This window comes from Erysipelothrix urinaevulpis, from assembly GCF_009828835.1.
GTDB classification, from domain to species: Bacteria; Bacillota_I; Bacilli_A; order Erysipelotrichales; family Erysipelotrichaceae; genus Erysipelothrix; species Erysipelothrix urinaevulpis.
This window is the reverse complement of the sequence record NZ_WTTB01000006.1, coordinates 35758-54980: the sequence shown is the minus strand read 5'-3', so window position 1 is coordinate 54980 and position 19223 is coordinate 35758. Positions and strand designations below refer to the sequence as shown.

The window sequence follows — 19223 nt, the reverse complement described above, 5'->3', positions numbered from 1 at the left end:
TAATTAGCATCTATTTTGCTAAGCCAGGTACTCCTTTCGTCGGTATTAACCGAATCAAGTTATGCGGGTATTATCTCAGCCTTCTAGGCACCCCGATACCGTTCACTGTTAGACTAACAAGTTTTGTTAGCGCTGTCAAACAATGTTATTAAACAAAGAAAGACCCACTGCTAGGAGTGGGTTACTTTTTAATCTTTTCTTCTAAGAAAAACACCTAATACAACGAGCAATCCACCAACCATAAATCGATGGCTATAAGGACTTAAACCTGTTTTAGGTAACACAGGTTCTGTTGGGTCTGTTGGGTCTGTTGGGTCTGTTGGATCTGTTGGATCTGTTGGATCTGTTGGTTTTTCTGTATTAATAATTGTGAAGCCATTCTCCATATCTCCTTCATAGACTGTTGAATAGCCATCAATGTCATGTTCTTTGAGTGTATAAAGAATTTCTATGCCATTTTCATCAAAGATTTCAAGACCTTTTATGGTCAATTGCCAATCATCATTTTTACTCATCGTATATGTTTTACTAAAGACACCATTGGCGTATAAATCGATTGTTATGTCATCTTTGGATTCACCAATCCATTTTTTATTAATGGTGATTTCTCTTGTTTGTGGATCTACTGGTGTTGGAGGTTCTTCAGTGTTGATAATGGTAAATCCTTCATCCATATCACCTGTTATGACTTCGTTATATCCTTCATTTTTAATTTCTTTTATTGTATAGTGAATCTCATTTCCACTATTATCATACTTAGGTAGATTCTTAAAACTTGCTCTCCATTTTGTTGCGGAAGTCATAATTATTTCATCACGGAAGACATCATTCGCAAATAGTTGGACCGTTATTTCATCAAGTGCCTCACCAACCCAATATTTTTCTACTTGAATTTCTTTTTCACCAAGATTTGTATTAATTATTTCATAATTATAATTGTCAGATGTTAGCGTTTGAACAGTATCATATAAACTTGATTGGACTTCTTTGACAGTATAACGAATCAGTGCTCCATCAGCATCTTTTTTAGGTAAATTATCAAACGTAAATTCCCAGTTATTAGCACTACTTAATCGTTCGGTTTTAACAAGTACACCATTTGCCAATAATTCTATGTCAACGAATTCGTCGACCTTACCAATCCATCGTTTATTAACACTAACATCGACTTTTTCTTCTTCAATTCTTTTATTATTAAAAACAAGGTCATCAACTATTGATACGTTGACAAATTCCCCATCTTTTTCTTTAACAATTTTACTATTAACAAGATTTAACTTTCCGTTCATATCTCGTTTGGTTTCATACGTTATGTGGTAGACACGGCCATCCATTATGTAACCTTGATTATTAAAATTTTTATCTTCGTATAATTTGAATTTATACACACCTTCTTTATTTAACACACCAAAATCAATCTTAATTTTATTCTTTATATTCTTGAATGAAACTTGTTTTTTATCAGTGTTTTTAGGTGCAGAAACCGTTTCTAAAATAAATTGAAATTCTTCTGTGATGTTTTGATTTCCATCAATCATTTTTTTGAATTCTAAGGTATGGGTTGTCGGCTGCAAATCTTGACCGTTATAAGGCCACATATGACCTTCAGCTTTACTTTCTAAGTTCCCAACAAGGAAAGAACCATTGAAGTTTGCACCCTCGATTTTAACATTTGCTTGTGCAGCGATTAAATGACCAAACCATGGTGAGGTGTTGTTTTTAAAATGAATTGTTTGAGCATTTGGTGCATTGAAGAAAATACTGTGACCATTGGCTCCATTTTCATCCGTTGGAAACGATTGTCCAAGTGACTCAAAGTTAGAACTATGCGTGAATCTTGGCATAGTTATTTCATGGTCACCCTCAAAACTAATTACGGTATTCGAGGTGTTTCCAATAGAATTGCTTACATATATAATTGTTGAGATTTCATTTAGTACACTTTCAAGGACTGTGACGTACTCACCCTCCTCAACATGAATGACTTTTTGACCATTCACCATCTTAATATTTTCAGTCGTTATGATCCGATCACTGTTTTCTTTAAGTTGATGAGATTGTTGATTAATCTGATTAAACGCTTTATCCCAGTTGATGTATGCATCATCATTAAAAACACCATCGACTTTATCAGCTGGAACAAAAAAGTTATTATTGACGTGATAATTACTATTCTCATTAACAACTTTGTTCGATGATCCAAAATATTGAGACGCTTTTTTTCCATTATTTATATCCCCTAAGATACCATTATGCATGTAGCCACCAATGTATGACGGAACTCCATGATCAACATTACCGTAGGTTATATTCCCACCATAAAGGTTTTTTAAATCACCTTTAGCGACAATGGGACCAACAACGTGAACACCGCTCGCTTGATCAAAGGAAAAAATATTGAATGATTTTGTTAAAAACTCAATCGAATAATCACCACCATTTTCCTCAAATGTAGAGTCTGTCGTTTGCTTTGTTTCTGCATGAATTGGACTCAATAATCCAACCATCAAAAACAGTATAAGTGCAGATAATGTCATCTTTTTTATGCTTTCTTTCATAGTATCACCCTACATTTACTATATCACTCTGGGTAGCTTTTCGAATAAGTTTTTTATTAATATACATGTATTTGTGTTGATTCAAGCAATATATTGTTAAAAAAACGCACATTTATTAAAGTTATACAACACTTTGTGAATTATTTAACTTAGTGAATATACTAAAGACCACATTATAAATGTGGCCTTCATGATGTTTTTTTGTGTTTTCTCAATTATTCCTTATCAAGGAGTCCTGCATGCATGTATGCTTTCACCGGTAATTTTGAACCGACCTCAAATCGTCTCACGATTCCCATTGTTTTATAATACTCAGGATAAGGAACATCATTGATTTCGCCATTGAATATTGTATAATTGGCTAATCCTTTAAACCATGTTTCTTCAACCTCTTGGCTCATTGATACGTATAAAGTTGGAATAAATCCGATTAAGTCTTCGCAATTTTCACCATAGAGTAAGTTAATATCATACCCTTCTTGATTTAATTGACGCACAGCTTGAGTTACCGTGTCATACGTATAATAATGACGTGCATGAAGTGTTCCTCGAGCGTGTGTAATCACCAAATCTACTTTTTCTTTTATAAGATACTCTTTGAGTATTGTCACAAATTCTTGCTCGGATGGTAATTCACTGGATAAATACCCCATGGCATAACTATCACAATGCATCGTTTTCGCGACATTTTTATTTTCTTCAGTTATCTTTGCGACATAAGCATCGTTCTCAGCAACGGTTGCATCAGGGTTTTCAAGTCTCCCTTTGGTTACATGGACAAATGTGCAGTGTGATCCTTGTAACGCATATTTTATCATTAATGGTCCCCCCATTAACTCAGCATCCAAAGAATGTGCTCCAATACTTACAATACGTTGATATTTCTTATTCATAATCTTTACCACCTAATCTATACTCTCTATATACTTCAAACCCATGTTTTTCATAGAACATAATGTTAGAACCACTCGTCCATAAGAAGTATGTATAATAAATTTTGTTTTTCTTCATCATATCTAACATCAATTGAAGCAGAATTCCTCCTAAACCTTTTCCTCGTTGGGATTCTGCCACACCAATAGGGCCAAATCGTGAATCCATACCATCAATTTTTCTTACACAAAAGCCAACTATTTGATTATTCTCTTTAGCGATAACAATTGCTTTACTCCCAATACCTTGTTTGATAATGCTTGTGACATTTTGGGACCATCCTCCACCAAAGTTTTCACTTGCAAATTGAATAAGCTCAGTTGCATCGGATTCTGTATAATTTAAAAACTCATATCCTTCATGTTCTAAAGCTTCTCTTTTAATTGTATGCTGTGCTTCAAACGTGTAATCGAATAAGTTTCTTGCCATACTTACCGTCCGTTGATCTGAATAGATATAACCTCTATTTTCAAAGAAAGAAAGTGCTTTTTGATACCTTATATCAATACCAGGAGTCAGGTATTGAGGACTATAGGCACACAGTGTTGTTTGTGTTGAGCCCATTGATACAAACTTCTTTTCTAATGTTTTTACCAGTGCAGTACCTATCCCTTGATTTTGATACATCTTATCAACCGCCATACACATTATCCACGATCTTGTTTCTTCAAGTCCTCGAGTGAGGTAAGGAACTTTCCTTTTTACTCCGTAGACAAAGCCAAGCAGTAACTCATTTTTAGCCGCCACTAAAAATAAGTTGGGGTCAAAGTTTGGATCTGTAATAATTTCATCAATAAAGCGTTCTTTAGAAATTGCATCATGAATGAGTTCATCATTCCACAAGGTCATAATACCTTCTAAATCAGAATAATTAAACGGTTTAATACTTATATCATTCATGATAAACTCGGTTCTTCTTCTGATGCCATTGCAAATTCTTTTTCTTTTTCTAATTCTTGTTTTTCCATTACTCTAAAGAAAGGTAAGAAAATAAAGAATATTAAGACATAATTAAGCAGTGATATAACAGGAGCAATAAACTTGAAGCCACTTCCAATAAATGCTGCAAGTGGTGCTGGCATCGTCCAGACTACCATCGCAACCATAGGTGGAGTTATTGATAACAATCCTAAAATTGCATTAAAAATAAATGTGAGTGAAAAACCTAATACCCAAGGAACAAACATAATTGGATTTAAAACAATTGGTAATCCAAACATGATTGGTTCCGCAATGTTAAAGATGGTTCCCACAATCGATAATTTCCCTAAAACTCTGAAACGTTCAACATTACTTCTTAAAGCTAATAAAGCAATTGGGAATAGAGAAATACGAACATAAAAGTTTATCCACTGATTTGTAAACATATAAGGAATCGCTGTTCCTGCATTAAAGGCATTGATATTTTCAGTAATCATGGTTGTCCAAACCGGTGTCATAACTGAACCAACAATATTAGAACCATGCAACCCAACAAACCATAAAATACGATCCAGGAAAAACCCAACAAATTGTGCAACTGGACCACTCCCACCCACAACTAATTTTTCAGAAAAGTTGTTGATGATTGCCATCAAATCAAAGCCCGGTATTCCTTGACCTAGAAAACTCATAATAATGACAACAATAGTAACAGGTATCATACTGACAAACGCTGTTGCGACCATTGGCGGCACTGAATCTGGCATTTTAATTGTAATTTTTTTGTTGATTAATATTCGGTAAATTTCAACGGATACAATACTAATTAAGATACCAAAGAATATGGAAGGCGAACCCATGATATAAGTTGGCCAATCAAAATTTTCACTTAATGCACCAAAGTCAATAAATGCGATGAATCCTGTAAAAGCTACGATTCCAGCTGCGATAGCATTCACTTGATGATCTTCTCTTGAATAATGTTCCCCTAAGAAATATCCATTAAGAATTACCATTGCTAAAGTGATCACATTTAATGTAATAAACACCATTTGAAATAAACCAGGTTTTAAAGGTGTTAATACATTTGTTAAAAATTCAGCTACTTTAGGCATGTTAAGTCCTGTACCTTCAGCAAATAATCCTGGAAGGTTCAACACAAGCGTTGCTGTAGCCCCAATAACCATATATGGCATCAAGACCATAAAAGCACGTTGTAGAGTCTGCAAATATCGAATATTAGATATTTTAATTAATGGCGGTGCCACTTTTTCTTCTACAAAGACCATTACTCTTTCCGTAAATCCGCTCTTTTTAGAGCTTAATTCTTTAGACATATGTCTCCTCCTTTTACTTCTTAACCCCATTATAGACCGAAATGTATCCGATTACAATCTTTTTCCCAACTTTATTGGGAAAAAGTTTTATATTCAAGTAAAAGATGCTTTCCTAAATATGGTATTATAGTCTTAAAAGAGGTGCACAATGTTACTACATGAAATTATACATTTACATAAAAACAGTTTTACACAAACTGAAGAAAAAATTGCAAATTATTTAGAAGATAATATTGAGGATATCCACCGATATCAACTCGTGAGTTTATCTGATCGCGTTGGTGTTTCAAAATCAGCGATGTTACGTTTTTGTCAAAAATTAGGATATTCAGGTTTTTCTGAGTTCAAGTATGAAGTTTCAAGACAGCTATTAGCTGGCTCTTATGAACAAGAAACAGAGGATCAATCAGCTGAAACCTACATTAATTATTACCTGAGTACAATTGGTAAAATTTTAGATGAAACATCAGATACCTCTATTAAATCAGCCTACACACTCATCAAAAACGCAGATAAAATTAGAATTTTTGGAATTCATGAAAGTGGATTATCTGCCAAATATCTATCATATCGTCTCTCTAAAATAGGATATGATTCAGAACCGGTCTTAAATTCAAATGAGTTTTTTGAAAAAGCAAACTTTTCAAGTAAAGGTCAACTCAACATTTTTATATCTTTAGGTGCAAGTTCATTAGAGATTGTTGAAGCTCATGATGTAAGTCTCAATAAAAATTGTGATACATTGCTATTCACCTCAAATCTTTTAGCCGATATAGCAAAAACAGCGACAAGCATTATCTATGTTCCAACATTTGACACCGATCCTAAAAAAATATTCTTAGACTCCCAGCCCGTTCTTATGACCCTTATTGATTTCTTAGTCAGTAGAATGGCGCTTTTTGATCAAAAAAATAAGAAACATGACTAAGCAATGTTTCTTATTAAATAGTAACTATAGGAAAGATATTCACTGGGATATTTACTGAGTAGATGATGAATATAGTCTTTACAAGCAAACAGTGATTGATTTTTCTTTTGATAAGCAGAAACCAAGTTCAACCAGGTTTCTTTTTCTTTGGTCGATGCTTTTTGCTTAAAATATCCCCAAATATGCTCAAGCGTGTTCACGTTCGCTGCGATGTTTTCGGGATAACCAGACAATAAATCCATATCACGATAGAACGTTTCAATATTAATTGACTCAATCCTTCTGAACTGATTTCTATAGTAGTTATAGGTATTTTGATGCTTTGACATGACATAGTATTTGTAACGAGCCCATTCTTGTTCCAACAACCGTAAGTTTTTGGTCTCTATACACCGTTCTCTGCATGCAAGCTGCAGATCATTGCTATACGATTTGTTTTGATCGATAATACAAACTTTGAGATCAGTGATGATTGCATCGCCACTTAAATTAATGAGTCGATAGGCTTTATCTTCCATCTGTCGGATTTCCTTCTTTGAAAAATCGTGGGCATGAATAGAAAAAGCATGATGCATAATATAGTATTGAATATCTTGACGCAGCCAATATTTTAAATCATTCATCATGATAACACTCCTTAGTGTTATTATAGCAAAAAAAAAAGATTCTATCGGTATGGACAGAATCTCTTTTAATTTATTTTAGGATTGATAATTCTTCAACTTGAACTTCTAATGCTGATAATCCACCTTCAGTTAAATACCATATTTCTGGATCAACATAAACAACACGGTCGTTTTTGTATGCGTTGGTTTGTTTAATGAAGTCATTATCCAATAATTCTTCAGCATTTCCTTTCTCTTGCGTTACGGCTGATCGATCCATCACAATCATCACTTCTGGATCTAAATCTTTAACCAATTCAAACGATAAAAGAGAACCATGTCGTGATTTTTCAAAGCTATGTTCGACACTTCTAAATCCATATTCATTAAAGACATGGTCGTAACGACTACCTGGTCCAAATGCTTTGATTTCATCACCATTTGCCATAACAAATAATGTTGCATAGTCTTTTGATTTTACTTGTTTACTTAAGGTATCAATTTTTGTTTCTAAATCAGTGATTGCTTTTTCTCCATCCACGTCAGGATAAATCATTTTAATTGTTTCAACATTTTTCTTAACAGATGCAAGCAATCCTTCGTCACTTGAATCATTTCCTAAATAAATTGTTGGTGCAATTTTATTGAGTTCGTCATATTGTTTTGCTGTACGACCTGAAATAATGATTAAATCAAAGCCTTCTTTCGATAAACCTTCAAAGTCAGGTTCAAATAAAGAACCAATGTTAAACGATGCATCCGACTTAAATTTGTCTAGATTTTTAGGTAATGATTCTTTCGCAACTCCGTGTACTTCGATTCCTAGTGTATCCAGTGTATCTAAGATCCCCATATCAAAGACTGCTACCTTTTTAGGATTCTGAACAACCTCTGCTTCACCTAGTTTATGACTAACTGTAATTTTTTCTGTTTCTTTACTTGTGGCTGAACAGCCAACCAACATCAATAAAACAATTAAACTTAATGCTATTTTCTTCATATTTTCTCCTTTATTTTACAATGCAAAACTTAAAATCATGTGCTTGCACAACTTCAAAATCAATACCATATAAATCATTTAAAGTGTTTTCTGATAGTACTTCATGAACCGTTCCATCAGCCAATATTTTGCCATTTTTCATGCATACAACATCATCTGCATAACGATAAACCATATTCATATCATGAACGACAATCACAACTGTTTTACTTAGTTCATCACAAAGAGTCCGGACAGTTTCCATCATTTCATGAGCATATTTCAAATCTAAATTATTGAGCGGTTCGTCCAGCAAAATAACATCTGTATCTTGACATAAAATAAGGGCTATTTTAACGCGTTGAATCTGACCTCCAGATAATTCATTAATGTACTTATCCTTTAATTCATAACAGCCCATTTGAACAAGCGATTGACGTATTATTTCGTGATCTGATGGATCAAGGGTTCCTTGTTTATGAGGAAAACGACCAAATGCAACAAATTCGTAGACCGTCAATTTTAAGTTAATTGTCGTATCTTGCTTCATGATTGCTACTCTTTGTGCATAGTCTCTTGACTTAATTTTTTTGATATCTTCATCTTCTAACTGAATTAATCCTTCTTTACGAGTCAAAAGCCTTCCTAAATGATTTAAGAGTGTTGATTTTCCAGAACCATTTTCCCCCACCAACGCTGTCACTCGTTTGGGTTTAATGGTCAAATTAATGCTATCTAATGCTTTGAAATCACCATACGAGTGTGTTAAATTATGAACCTTAATCATTAAATCGCTCCTTCATTATCAAATAGAAAAAGTACAGACCACCACAGAAATTTAAGACAACGGTTAATGATGAGTTAAAATTCATAACTCTTTCAAAAATTACTTGTGTCCCTAGTAATAAAATCATTGACATCAAAACACTGTTCTTCCCAACGTCTGTGAAGCGTTCACTTTTTACATGCTGGCGGGCAATATTAACACTTAATAAACCTAGAAATGAAATCGGCCCAATTAAAGCTGTCGAAACAGAAGTGCATAGTGCAATTCCATACAGTGCATAGCGTTTAACTTTGTCCACATTTACACCAAGATTTGCCGCTAAATCATCGCCTAAAACTAAGACTGACATATATTTTTTAAGACGGTATAAAACCCATAGCCCTAAGATTGCTATCACACTCAAGACAAGTAAACTTTTCGCGTGATACGAATTGATCGATGCAAAGGCTCTATCTTGAACTATACTAAATTCGTTAGGATCTAGAATCATTTCCAATGCTTGGGTTAAGGAACTAGCAAAGGTAGTCAGAATCATCCCTAAAAGAAGTAAAATATAAATTGATTCTTCTTTTTTAACAAGAATATAATGGTAAAGCGACATCATGACGCTAACCATAATAAATACTGAAAGTAGGATTTGCGCTGTCGAACTTTGTCTAATACCAATCACAATCATCGTTGTTTGAATTAAAAGATAGATTTGATCAAAGCCCATGATTGCTGGCGACAACAATCTATTTTGCGTAATTGTTTGAAAACTTAAGGTACTCAAGCTTGTGAGGACTGATACGATCGCAATTAAACTAAGTGTCGTAATTCGGCGTGACAGTATGTATGGCGTCATGGATGAATATCCTCCCCAAAATAAATGGAAGAGAACCAGAATTCCTAAAATTATGATTAGCCGATTTTTTTTCATAAGTCTTTTTTTCCAATCAACATAAACGCGAACGTCAATGATCCAATAATGCCCAAAATCAACGATACAGGTAATTCATAAGGATAAAGAATTAAACGAGCAAATATGTCACAAACTAAAAGTATACTTGCTCCTATTAACCCACTCATGATAAGTGGCAACCGTCCGGTGTCTCCATACCTAATACAAATAATATTCGGAACCAATAAACCCAAAAATGGTAATGTACCAATAGTTAATAAGACCGATGAACTTAAAATTGATACAAGTCCAATGCCTAGATATTGAACTTTCTTAAAATTAATTCCTAAATTAGCAGCAAAGTCTTCTCCAAATGCCATGATATTAAATGTATTCATGTAAATAAATATCAAAATTAAAATAGGAATTACTAACCATAAAAACTCATATTTTCCTTCAAGAACAAAGGTAAATGAACCTAGTAAATATGCATTAATTACTTGTAATAAGTCATACTTTAAGGCAAGAAATGTGGTTAATGAACTTATAATCATTCCTAAGGTCATTCCTAAAAGCGGAACCAAAATCATTGATTTAAACTTAATCTTCGAAACTGAGTATATAAATAAAATTGTTCCCAGAATAGAAAATGAAAAAGCAAAGATCACACGATGTATAAATAATGTATTGGGTATTACAATTAAACTCAATAATAATCCAAAACGACCTGCATCTAGCGTGACGGCTGTTGATGGCGATACAAATTTATTTTGCGCAAGCTTTTGCATAATTAATCCAGCAACAGCGAGTGCAAAACCACTCAACAGAATACTTAATAAACGTGGTAATCGGCTATATACAAGCAAATGTATAGCTTCTTCATTACCTGCAAATAAATCATAAACACGTAAGGGAAGTGCCCCCACAAATAGAGAAATCACTGACAAAACGATCAGTAGACATAAAACAATGTAAGCCTCACGCTTCTTCATAATGAATGAAATAGCATGTTGTTGAATGTTTAATGACATAAGGATTTGGACTGTGTTCCTTGTGTGCATCACGATACTTATCGCTTCGTTTAAATGCTTGTTGATCTTCCTTTGACTCCCAGGTGAACATTAAGATGACAGTATCTTTTCTTAGGCTATCTGTATTTAATCCAACTTCAATACGAATCAGCCCTTTATATCCACGTGCTAAAGTGTGTTCAAAGAAATTTTTAGCAAGTCATCACCATGATTTTTTTCGAGTTCAAACTCTTTTACTTCTATATACCTCATAGGCACCTCCTTTATGTGCACTTTAAGTGTAAGTTGAGCTATAAAATAAATCTACACTCTTTGCTTTTTTACTTTGATAAAGTTTTATCATCTTTAGTTAATTTCCAAACAATTATCATATTTGTGAGATTTCAGTCTCTAGTTAAACGTGATTATCGTTATCTTGTGATTTTTTAATCAATTCTTACGAAGTATTCGCTTACATTATTATAAAGTACATTGTTTTTAATTAATTACTTTACCTGTCGGGGTAAAAGGTGTATGATTACTATGACAGATGGAGTAAAGGTGATAAATATGATAAGCAGTGATGTCATGCGTGGATACAATGATACGATCGTTTTAGCGTTATTGTTGGTGAATGATTCCTATGGCTATGAAATTGGACAAAACATCAAAAATCTAACTCAGGGGATCTATACAATCAAGGAAACAACGCTCTATTCAACATTCGCACGGCTTGAAAAACAGGGTTACATTAATTCTTATCAAGGAGATAAAACTCATGGGCGAGCGCGTACTTACTATCAGGTTACAGATTCAGGGAAAGAATATTATAATGAAAAAAAGGAAGAATGGCATCATGTTAAAGAAGTCATGACGCTATTTACAAAGGAGATAAAATTATGAAAGAAATCAAAGAATATGTTGAAGTGATGTTTAGCACATTGCCTCAAACTGAAGAAATATTGAATGCGAAAGAAGAAATACTTGATTCAATGCAGTTTAAATTTGAAGCTTATCTAAAACAAGGAAAAAATAATGCTGAAGCAATTGGACTTGTTATTGGTGAATTTGGATCCATTGAAGACTTGAAGGAGACTTTTTCAATACCAGAGGAAAAGACAAAACAACAAGAGGTCTATCAGCATTATCCGAAAGGATATATTGACCGTTATTTAACTTATGTCCCAAAATTTTCTTGGTCAATCGCTTTCGCTACATTTTTAATCATTGCAGCACTAGCTCCAATTTCTTTAGTAGAAAACACACAGTACGAACCCATACTGATCGGAATTTTCTTATTTTGTCTCATTATTTCAGTAAGTATTTATATTTATAGCGGTTTAAAACTATCTCAATTTAATTTAAAGAGTGATGATTATCAATTAAGCAAAACAGAACTCGATGATTGTTCAAACTACTTTAAAAAATATGAACCTCGTTTCATACCAGGTGTCGTTTTCGGGGTAGCGTTAATATTACTGGGTGTTTTTGTCGCTTATCTGTTTGAAACTCCCTATTTATACTCAGAAAATGCCCAAGGTACGGCGTTGCTCGGATTTGTATCGATTGGCGTGTTTCTCTTAATTAATGTCTCAATCAGTGCACATTTACCAAAAGCTTTAACTGCCACAAAGCAGGAAAAACTTAAAGAAAAACATGAAAATTGGTTCGATGATTTGACTGGAATATTAATGGCCATTGTCGCAATTATTTACGTTGGTATTGGACTTACAAATCCAAATTTCTTTGGAGTGGGTTGGATTATGTTTCCAATTGTTGCGCTTGTGATGGAATTAATTAAACACCTCTTTTCAAACAAACAAGATAGACATAATTAAAAAGGTTGAATTACTTTACAAGTAATTCAACCTTTTTTATCGTCTAATTCAAATCATAGGAATGTTTTATCACATCCACTAAATGATTCAGTTCATGTTGAGGTAAACTGCGACCAAACAGTGAATTTGCTTCGATTAAACTGTTCTCAATTGACAAGCGAATCAGTCGATTCTCTTTTTTGGAGGTTCCATCATTTATAATATATTTCTGGTCAATCAACACACGTTCAAAAGCAAAGGCTGCTTCATAAACATAATGACCCAACGAGTCATCATCGTTCACTAAATTCAAATCATTAATTATTTTATAATAACTTTGAACTAAAACTTCTGTTACCTTTGTCGCGTCAAATATTTTTAGCGACGTTTTCAAACCATACGATAATTGATTAAACAACGAACCACTATAGTTTATAAATTCTATTGATTTCAATTGGTCGATGTTAAACAAGGGATCCTTACTTAAGCTATAGATTGCTTTTGCTTGATTCAAAGTGATATTTGAAATAAATTCAATCTCTTGGCTTGATTCTTCTTTTGTTGCCTGTATTAATTCAGGTGTAAAGGTACTATCACTCATCAAGATGAGTGTTTTTCCTCTCTGTTCTTCATCAATTAATTTTAATAGCCCATCAACGGTGTGTTGATTTCGACTGTTCAGGTATGAAAGGTCAAAATGACTTAAAACTATTGTCGGAAACACCTCTTTAATCTGTGCTTCTGTTGAGGTCCAATGACTCACATAGATAAAAACATGACGATATGCTTTGACGACACTCAAACTTTTCTCATAGAACTCTATTAAAAAAACTTTATCTGCCATAGGAATTAGAGAACCATAAGCCTTTTCTAATTGTGAATAAAAACGATTCCACTCTGGCTCAAGATTATATTTTTGAAAGGATTGTGGTGCAAGTTGTTGTTTTGATTCAAAGACTATTCGTATGTGCTTTGCCATCGTATGAATGTATCGATGCATTGTTGTCTCTTCGACTTTTAGAAAAACTAGGAGTTTATCCATAATATTTTTTGTTAAAGCATCAAGTTCAAGTTCATCATTTTTCATGCTCTTTCTCATCGTATCATCTAAATAATCATTTCTGCTTTTAACATGACTTGCTTTAACTGTTTCCCGATTTGATAAGCCAATACTCTCAAGTTGTTTTAATGCCTCAAAGGGTTGGTCAACTTGAATGTAAAAACGAGACGTACCAAGACGATCATAGATTTTATTTAAATCACTGACTGATTCATTAACATGTTTGATATTTTTTATCACTTGATCTGAAAGGTCTTCTAATGATAAATCTAAATAATGACCTCCCTCTTTTTTCATTCGACTGTGAGCACGAATGCATGTATTTCTTATTTCATTATTTAAACCAGCAATGTTTCTTTCATAGTCCGAGGTTAAAAAGCAATTAATGATATTGCGTCTTAAAAGAATTGGTATTTTTGTAAGCTTCGCTTCTTCTTCAAATGCATGAAATATTAGAGCCATTTTATCTTTAACTCGCCGATTTTTAAAATCTGGTACATTGACAGGATGAGTGTAAAATGTCGACGGTAAATGACTGTTTTTTCGACTTGTAAAAATATAGACTGAACCATCATCTGTTTCATTGAAGTGTTCAATCGTTTGCATCAGCTGATTTAGTAAAGAGTCGGTTAAAGAATCTGTACGATGAAATACAATAAAACTCGTAGCGCTGTTTTGCTTCAAACCATTCAACTGTTCAATTAAACTGTCTTGATGAATCTGGCAATTTAAAATTTGATAAGCGACATTTTCTGATTTATAAACATTTGTTTTAAAATACCGATAGATATGATCACAATAGGATAATTTACCCGTACTCCTGTTTCCAACCATATGAATAATATACGATCTTAAGGGGTAATCAAAATAATCGATTAAATATTCAGTCTCCTTAACCATACTTTCATTCAAACGACTTCCGATATGTTCTTTAAAATGATAATTTAAATTCTGTTCTTGTTCATAAAATATGAGTGTTTCCAGTAAGTCTTCATGCGATGCATATTCTTGGATTGATGTTTTCAAGCCATAATGATTCATTAATATTTCTTTATCCAAAAAGAAGGTTGGTCGTCCTTTTATTTTTATCAATTGATCTTGTCTCCAATAATGATTCAATGTTCGTGAAACATTGGCACGATCTAATTTTAAATCAATTGACAGTGTATTAGCATCAGTTTCCAATAGAGCAATATCACGATGAATTAAGAAGCGAAATGTTTGTTCTTTGATGATGTTTTGTAGTTTATCTTCCATATGATCCCCTTTTATTTAGTGTAAATATGAACCTAATAAAGTACACAGTTTTATAAATTTGACATTTTAATCCCAATGTTCAATATATCCTACTCTTCTTAGAATCATTTCTTACACGCTTACACTAAGTTTAACACAGTTTGATCATTCATACGAATTCATTTCCTTATATTCATATTATTTTATACACACAGACTGTTTTTCTGCTTTATTCTAGATATTTGCACAGTTTTAGGTACACAAGCATAATGGTGGGGAAAGGATGATGTAGATATGAGTACTTTTATTACCACATTTAAAGAAGGCAATAAAGAAATGAAACAACAGTTGGGAGGTAAAGGGGCCAATCTTGCAGAAATGACAAACCTGGGATATCCTGTTCCAAACGGCTTTACGATTCATACCAGTGCGTGTTCGTTGTATCAACGTGATCAAAAACTGAGCGATACCTTGAAAAATGACATTAAAAAACACATTCAAACAATTGAACGTGAAACCAATAAAAACTTAGGAAGTAAGAGTAATCCTCTCTTACTATCAATACGTAGTGGAGCTGAGATCTCAATGCCTGGGATGATGGATACTATTTTAAACCTTGGAATTAACGATGAGATAGCCTATGAATTAGCAAAAAAAGACCCACTATTCGCCTACGATCTTTACCGACGTTTTATTCAAATGTACGGGAATGTCGTTAAAGGAATACCAATGGAAAAATTTGATAAGATCTATGATTCGTTTGATACCATTAATACTGATTCACTCTTAACCATTATCAATGATTATAAATCGTTGTACCAAGCTGAGACTAAAGAGACGTTCTCACAAAACCCCTATCACCATCTCTATGAAGCAATTGAAAGTGTGATGGCATCTTGGGGCAATGAACGTGCCGTTTATTATCGTGATGTGAACAACATCCATAACATCAAAGGAACTGCTGTCAATGTTCAAACCATGGTCTTTGGTAATGTTGATGAACACTCAGCAACAGGCGTTTGCTTTTCTCGAAATCCCTCTACTGGAAAAAAAGAATTATTTGGAGAAATTTTATGGCAAGCTCAAGGAGAAGATATTGTTGCTGGAACCCATACTCCACTTCCTATTCAAAGTTTAATCAGCAAAAAACCTGAACTCTATGAGCAACTTCACCATCTCGTCTATGAATTAGAAAAACATTACAAAGACATGCAAGACATTGAGTTCACAATTGAGTCGAATCGACTATACTTGTTACAAACACGGAGTGGTAAACGAACCCCGCAAGCAGCCTTAAAAATAAATCGAGACTTGTTTGATGAGGGAATTATCTCTAAAAAAGAGCTTATACTCCAAACCAATGAGCACGATATTTCTGGTGCTTTGCATGCTGAGTTTAACATTGACACAGTCAATTTAGCCACAGAAATTGGCCATGGCATGAATGCATCACCTGGAGCAGCAGTGGGTCGAATTGCTTTCAATAAAGAACAAACACTTGATTATGTTGAGAACGGATACAATGTTATCTTAGTTAGACATGAAACATCGCCTGATGACATACAAGCCATGGATCAAGCACAAGGCATTATTACCGCACAAGGTGGCATGACCTCTCATGCAGCCGTTGTAACTCGTGCCATGGGAAAACCGTGCATTGTGGGAAGTAACGACATTAAAATCAACAATCAAAACGAGGTCATAATCGGTCAAAAAACATATCAAAAAGGGGATTACATCTCAATGTCAGGAACCACCGGTACGATATACGATGGAAAATTAGTCCTTGAAACTCAACAAAAACCAAAAGAATTTGATCAAATACTAAACTTAGGTAATAAACATCAAACAATCAAAATCCTTGCGAACGCAGACACCCCCAAAGACATTAAGACCGCCCTTCTCTATGATGCAAAGGGTATCGGTTTAGTCCGTACCGAACACATGTTTTTTGATGAAGAACGAATACGTCTGTTTCAACAAATGATTTTAAGTCAAACCAGTGAAAAAAGAAAAATAGCCTTAGATAAACTATTACCTGTCCAAGCTGAAGATTTCTACAATTTATTCAAAGCCAATGGATCATTACCAATAACTGTTCGTTATCTTGATCCACCTCTTCATGAATTTCTACCTAATTCACCACATGCAATTAAGTCACTTTCTGATGATAGTAAAATTAGTGTCGTCGATTTAAAAAAACAAATTCAAAGGCTACAGGAAGTTAATCCGATGATGGGGCACCGTGGGATCCGTTTAGGAATCACCTATCCAGAAATTTATACCATGCAAACCACAGCAATCCTTATCGCTGCCCTAAAACATTACAATGAAAACCCCACAATTCAATTGAATATAAACTTAATGTTACCCTTAGTATCTGATCTTAAAGAACTAATCATTATGCGGGAAACCATCTCTAAAACTATCAAAAACTATGAGTCCAAACATCAAGTTAGTTTTAATATTAAAATAGGAACAATGATCGAATTACCTCGAGCATGCTTGATTGCGGATGAAATTGCTGAACACTCTGATTTTATCTCATTTGGAACCAATGACTTAACACAAATGACCCTTGGTTTTTCACGGGATGATATCCACTCTTTTATCGATGACTATGGACAAAAAGGCATCTACAAAAACGACCCTTTCAAAACCATTGACACCGATGGTGTCGGAGAGCTTTTAAAAATAGCTGTACAAAAAGCACGATCCATTAAACCACAGTTACCAATGGGTGTATGTGGAGAGCATGGTGGAGATCGGACTTCTATTATTTTCTTTGAAAACATTGGTATGGACTATGTTTCGTGTTCCCCTTATCGTGTTCCTAACGCGATTTTAACTTCCGCAAAAATAGGTTTCCAATAAAAAAACTGTGATTAATCACAGTCTAAACATCAATTTCAACATTTTTGATTTCACTTGGATCAAATTTGAGATAGTCTCGTTCAACGACTTTCATTTTGGAAGCGATAAAACTCGAAGGAAAAACACTGATTCTTTGATTATAAATAGAGACATTGGAATTATAGATTCGTCGCGATGCTAAAAGAGTTTCTTCCGTATCAACAATCGCTTTCTGCAACTCTAAAAAAACTGAACTTGCCTTTAATTCAGGATATGATTCTCCTAAAGCATTAACTCGAACTAGACCTTGTTCCACATTTTCAATCATCTCATCACGAAGCTTAACATCTTGATTACCGCGAAGTCTTGTTAAATCTAACAGGACTTCTTTTTCGTATTTAACATACGCTTTGGTAACTTCAAGACTTTGTGTTAAGACATGGTATCGTTTTGACAGGACTCCATCAATATTAGCCAAGGCTTCATCAACCTTAATTGTGTATCGTTTAATAGTATTATATATGCTAATACTATAAACAATTAAAACGGCTAAAACGCCTATACTATAAATCACTCTATCACATCCTTTTCAATCTCAAAAACTTCCAAATACTTTAAGACTTCTTCAATGCTTTGTTTGACTAATTTACAATCTTTCTCATAACTAAACTCTTCAAACAGGGTTGGTTCTAGAATATCCTTATCAGAATAAATGGCTATGTGAAGTTCATGTTCATTTTGAAATAACGAAATATCAAAGTCTTTGTAATCCAACATTTTCATAATCTTTTTAGGATCAACAACTCTAAACGCTTCAAGATCATCCTCACTATACACCTTAAATTCTTTATTAAATTGAATACTTTCAAATTCCATTTTATTCAAATTATAATCTTTGAATAAAAAACCTTGAGGATTAGTCCGTAACTGTTTATCAATAATGAATAATCGACCCTTAATTGGGATCCTTGGTTTCACCACCAACCATTGACCTTTGAAATAAGTAACGGTTGTGCTGGTCTTTCCTGTTTGAATCCTATTTTGAACAAGCACGTCTGAAAATTCAAAATTAATGCCATGATAATTTGCTCGTAAATAATCACTACTTGAAAAAATGTTACCACGCGAAACCAATTTCGTCTCAAAAATCCGTGACTCACTCATTCCTTCATGATGATACTCATAATCTGTAAACATCTCGCCAATCACACGTTGAACAACTTCTTCTTTATAACGTTTTGCCTTCTTTTTTTGGTGAATGTGAAGCCAAAGAACAAGCCCCAAAAAAACTATTATTATTAAAAGAAACATCTCTTCTT

At 33.8% G+C, this 19223-nt stretch carries 16 protein-coding genes and 1 riboswitch; of the genes, 4 read left to right on the top strand and 12 right to left on the bottom strand.

The window, feature by feature from the left end:
- Window positions 1-14: 14 nt before the first annotated feature.
- Window positions 15-105: riboswitch (TPP riboswitch) on the bottom strand.
- A gap of 83 nt (window positions 106-188) precedes the next feature.
- The 4 genes from GVV10_RS07470 to GVV10_RS07455 all read right to left on the bottom strand — a co-directional run bounded on the left by GVV10_RS07470 (window position 189) and on the right by GVV10_RS07455 (window position 5749).
- Window positions 189-2558 carry a Cna B-type domain-containing protein gene (locus GVV10_RS07470; protein WP_159521246.1) on the bottom strand — a complete coding sequence of 790 codons (2370 nt, stop codon included), beginning with the start codon at window positions 2556-2558 and terminating at the stop codon, window positions 189-191.
- 215 nt (window positions 2559-2773) lie between these two features.
- Window positions 2774-3451: a PIG-L deacetylase family protein gene (locus GVV10_RS07465; RefSeq protein ID WP_159521244.1), complete on the bottom strand. Its 678-nt coding sequence runs from the start codon at window positions 3449-3451 to the stop codon at window positions 2774-2776.
- Window positions 3444-4391 carry a GNAT family N-acetyltransferase gene (locus GVV10_RS07460; protein WP_159521242.1) on the bottom strand — a complete coding sequence of 316 codons (948 nt, stop codon included), beginning with the start codon at window positions 4389-4391 and terminating at the stop codon, window positions 3444-3446. The genes GVV10_RS07465 and GVV10_RS07460 overlap by 8 nt, the downstream gene beginning before the upstream one ends.
- Complete coding sequence (locus GVV10_RS07455) at window positions 4388-5749, bottom strand: PTS sugar transporter subunit IIC (protein ID WP_159521240.1); 1362 nt, start codon at window positions 5747-5749, stop codon at window positions 4388-4390. Before GVV10_RS07455 ends, GVV10_RS07460 begins: the two co-directional genes overlap by 4 nt.
- A 148-nt stretch (window positions 5750-5897) precedes the next feature.
- Here GVV10_RS07455 and GVV10_RS07450 point away from each other — a divergent pair, with 148 nt between their 5' ends.
- Entirely contained in the window at window positions 5898-6677 is a 780-nt protein-coding gene (locus tag GVV10_RS07450; protein ID WP_159521238.1) for a MurR/RpiR family transcriptional regulator, read from the top strand.
- Here the strand turns inward: GVV10_RS07450 and GVV10_RS07445 are convergent.
- The 5 genes from GVV10_RS07445 to GVV10_RS07425 form a co-directional block, all read right to left on the bottom strand.
- Window positions 6674-7303: a YbgA family protein gene (locus tag GVV10_RS07445; protein ID WP_159521236.1), complete on the bottom strand. Its 630-nt coding sequence runs from the start codon at window positions 7301-7303 to the stop codon at window positions 6674-6676. The genes GVV10_RS07450 and GVV10_RS07445 overlap by 4 nt on opposite strands.
- A 70-nt stretch (window positions 7304-7373) precedes the next feature.
- Window positions 7374-8282 carry a siderophore ABC transporter substrate-binding protein gene (locus GVV10_RS07440; RefSeq protein ID WP_159521234.1) on the bottom strand — a complete coding sequence of 303 codons (909 nt, stop codon included), beginning with the start codon at window positions 8280-8282 and terminating at the stop codon, window positions 7374-7376.
- A 10-nt stretch (window positions 8283-8292) separates the two neighbouring features.
- Window positions 8293-9048, bottom strand: coding sequence for an ATP-binding cassette domain-containing protein (locus tag GVV10_RS07435; RefSeq protein ID WP_159521232.1), 756 nt, complete (start codon window positions 9046-9048; stop codon window positions 8293-8295).
- Window positions 9041-9967, bottom strand: coding sequence for an iron chelate uptake ABC transporter family permease subunit (locus GVV10_RS07430; protein ID WP_268892253.1), 927 nt, complete (start codon window positions 9965-9967; stop codon window positions 9041-9043). Before GVV10_RS07430 ends, GVV10_RS07435 begins: the two co-directional genes overlap by 8 nt.
- Window positions 9964-10959 carry an ABC transporter permease gene (locus tag GVV10_RS07425; RefSeq protein WP_159521228.1) on the bottom strand — a complete coding sequence of 332 codons (996 nt, stop codon included), beginning with the start codon at window positions 10957-10959 and terminating at the stop codon, window positions 9964-9966. Before GVV10_RS07425 ends, GVV10_RS07430 begins: the two co-directional genes overlap by 4 nt.
- A 522-nt stretch (window positions 10960-11481) precedes the next feature.
- Here GVV10_RS07425 and GVV10_RS07415 point away from each other — a divergent pair.
- Both GVV10_RS07415 and GVV10_RS07410 read left to right on the top strand, forming a co-directional pair.
- Complete coding sequence (locus GVV10_RS07415) at window positions 11482-11841, top strand: PadR family transcriptional regulator (protein WP_236261882.1); 360 nt, start codon at window positions 11482-11484, stop codon at window positions 11839-11841.
- Window positions 11838-12776, top strand: coding sequence for a permease prefix domain 1-containing protein (locus tag GVV10_RS07410; RefSeq protein ID WP_159521227.1), 939 nt, complete (start codon window positions 11838-11840; stop codon window positions 12774-12776). Before GVV10_RS07415 ends, GVV10_RS07410 begins: the two co-directional genes overlap by 4 nt.
- A gap of 43 nt (window positions 12777-12819) precedes the next feature.
- On the opposite strand, the gene GVV10_RS07405 is transcribed toward GVV10_RS07410, so the two are convergent.
- Entirely contained in the window at window positions 12820-15072 is a 2253-nt protein-coding gene (locus GVV10_RS07405; RefSeq protein WP_159521226.1) for a transcriptional regulator, read from the bottom strand.
- A 273-nt stretch (window positions 15073-15345) separates the two neighbouring features.
- On the opposite strand from GVV10_RS07405, the gene ppdK reads away from it, so the two are divergent.
- Window positions 15346-17925 (top strand): pyruvate, phosphate dikinase, encoded by a 2580-nt coding sequence (gene ppdK, locus GVV10_RS07400; RefSeq protein WP_159521225.1) that lies wholly within the window; start codon window positions 15346-15348, stop codon window positions 17923-17925.
- Between the two features lie 22 nt (window positions 17926-17947).
- Here ppdK and GVV10_RS07395 read toward each other — a convergent pair whose 3' ends face one another.
- Both GVV10_RS07395 and GVV10_RS07390 read right to left on the bottom strand, forming a co-directional pair.
- Window positions 17948-18478, bottom strand: a complete 531-nt coding sequence (locus tag GVV10_RS07395; protein WP_159521224.1) for a LemA family protein — start codon at window positions 18476-18478, stop codon at window positions 17948-17950.
- A complete protein-coding gene (locus tag GVV10_RS07390; RefSeq protein WP_159521223.1) occupies window positions 18475-19215 on the bottom strand; it encodes a DUF3137 domain-containing protein in 741 nt (246 codons plus the stop codon). Before GVV10_RS07390 ends, GVV10_RS07395 begins: the two co-directional genes overlap by 4 nt.
- Window positions 19216-19223: the final 8 nt, after the last annotated feature.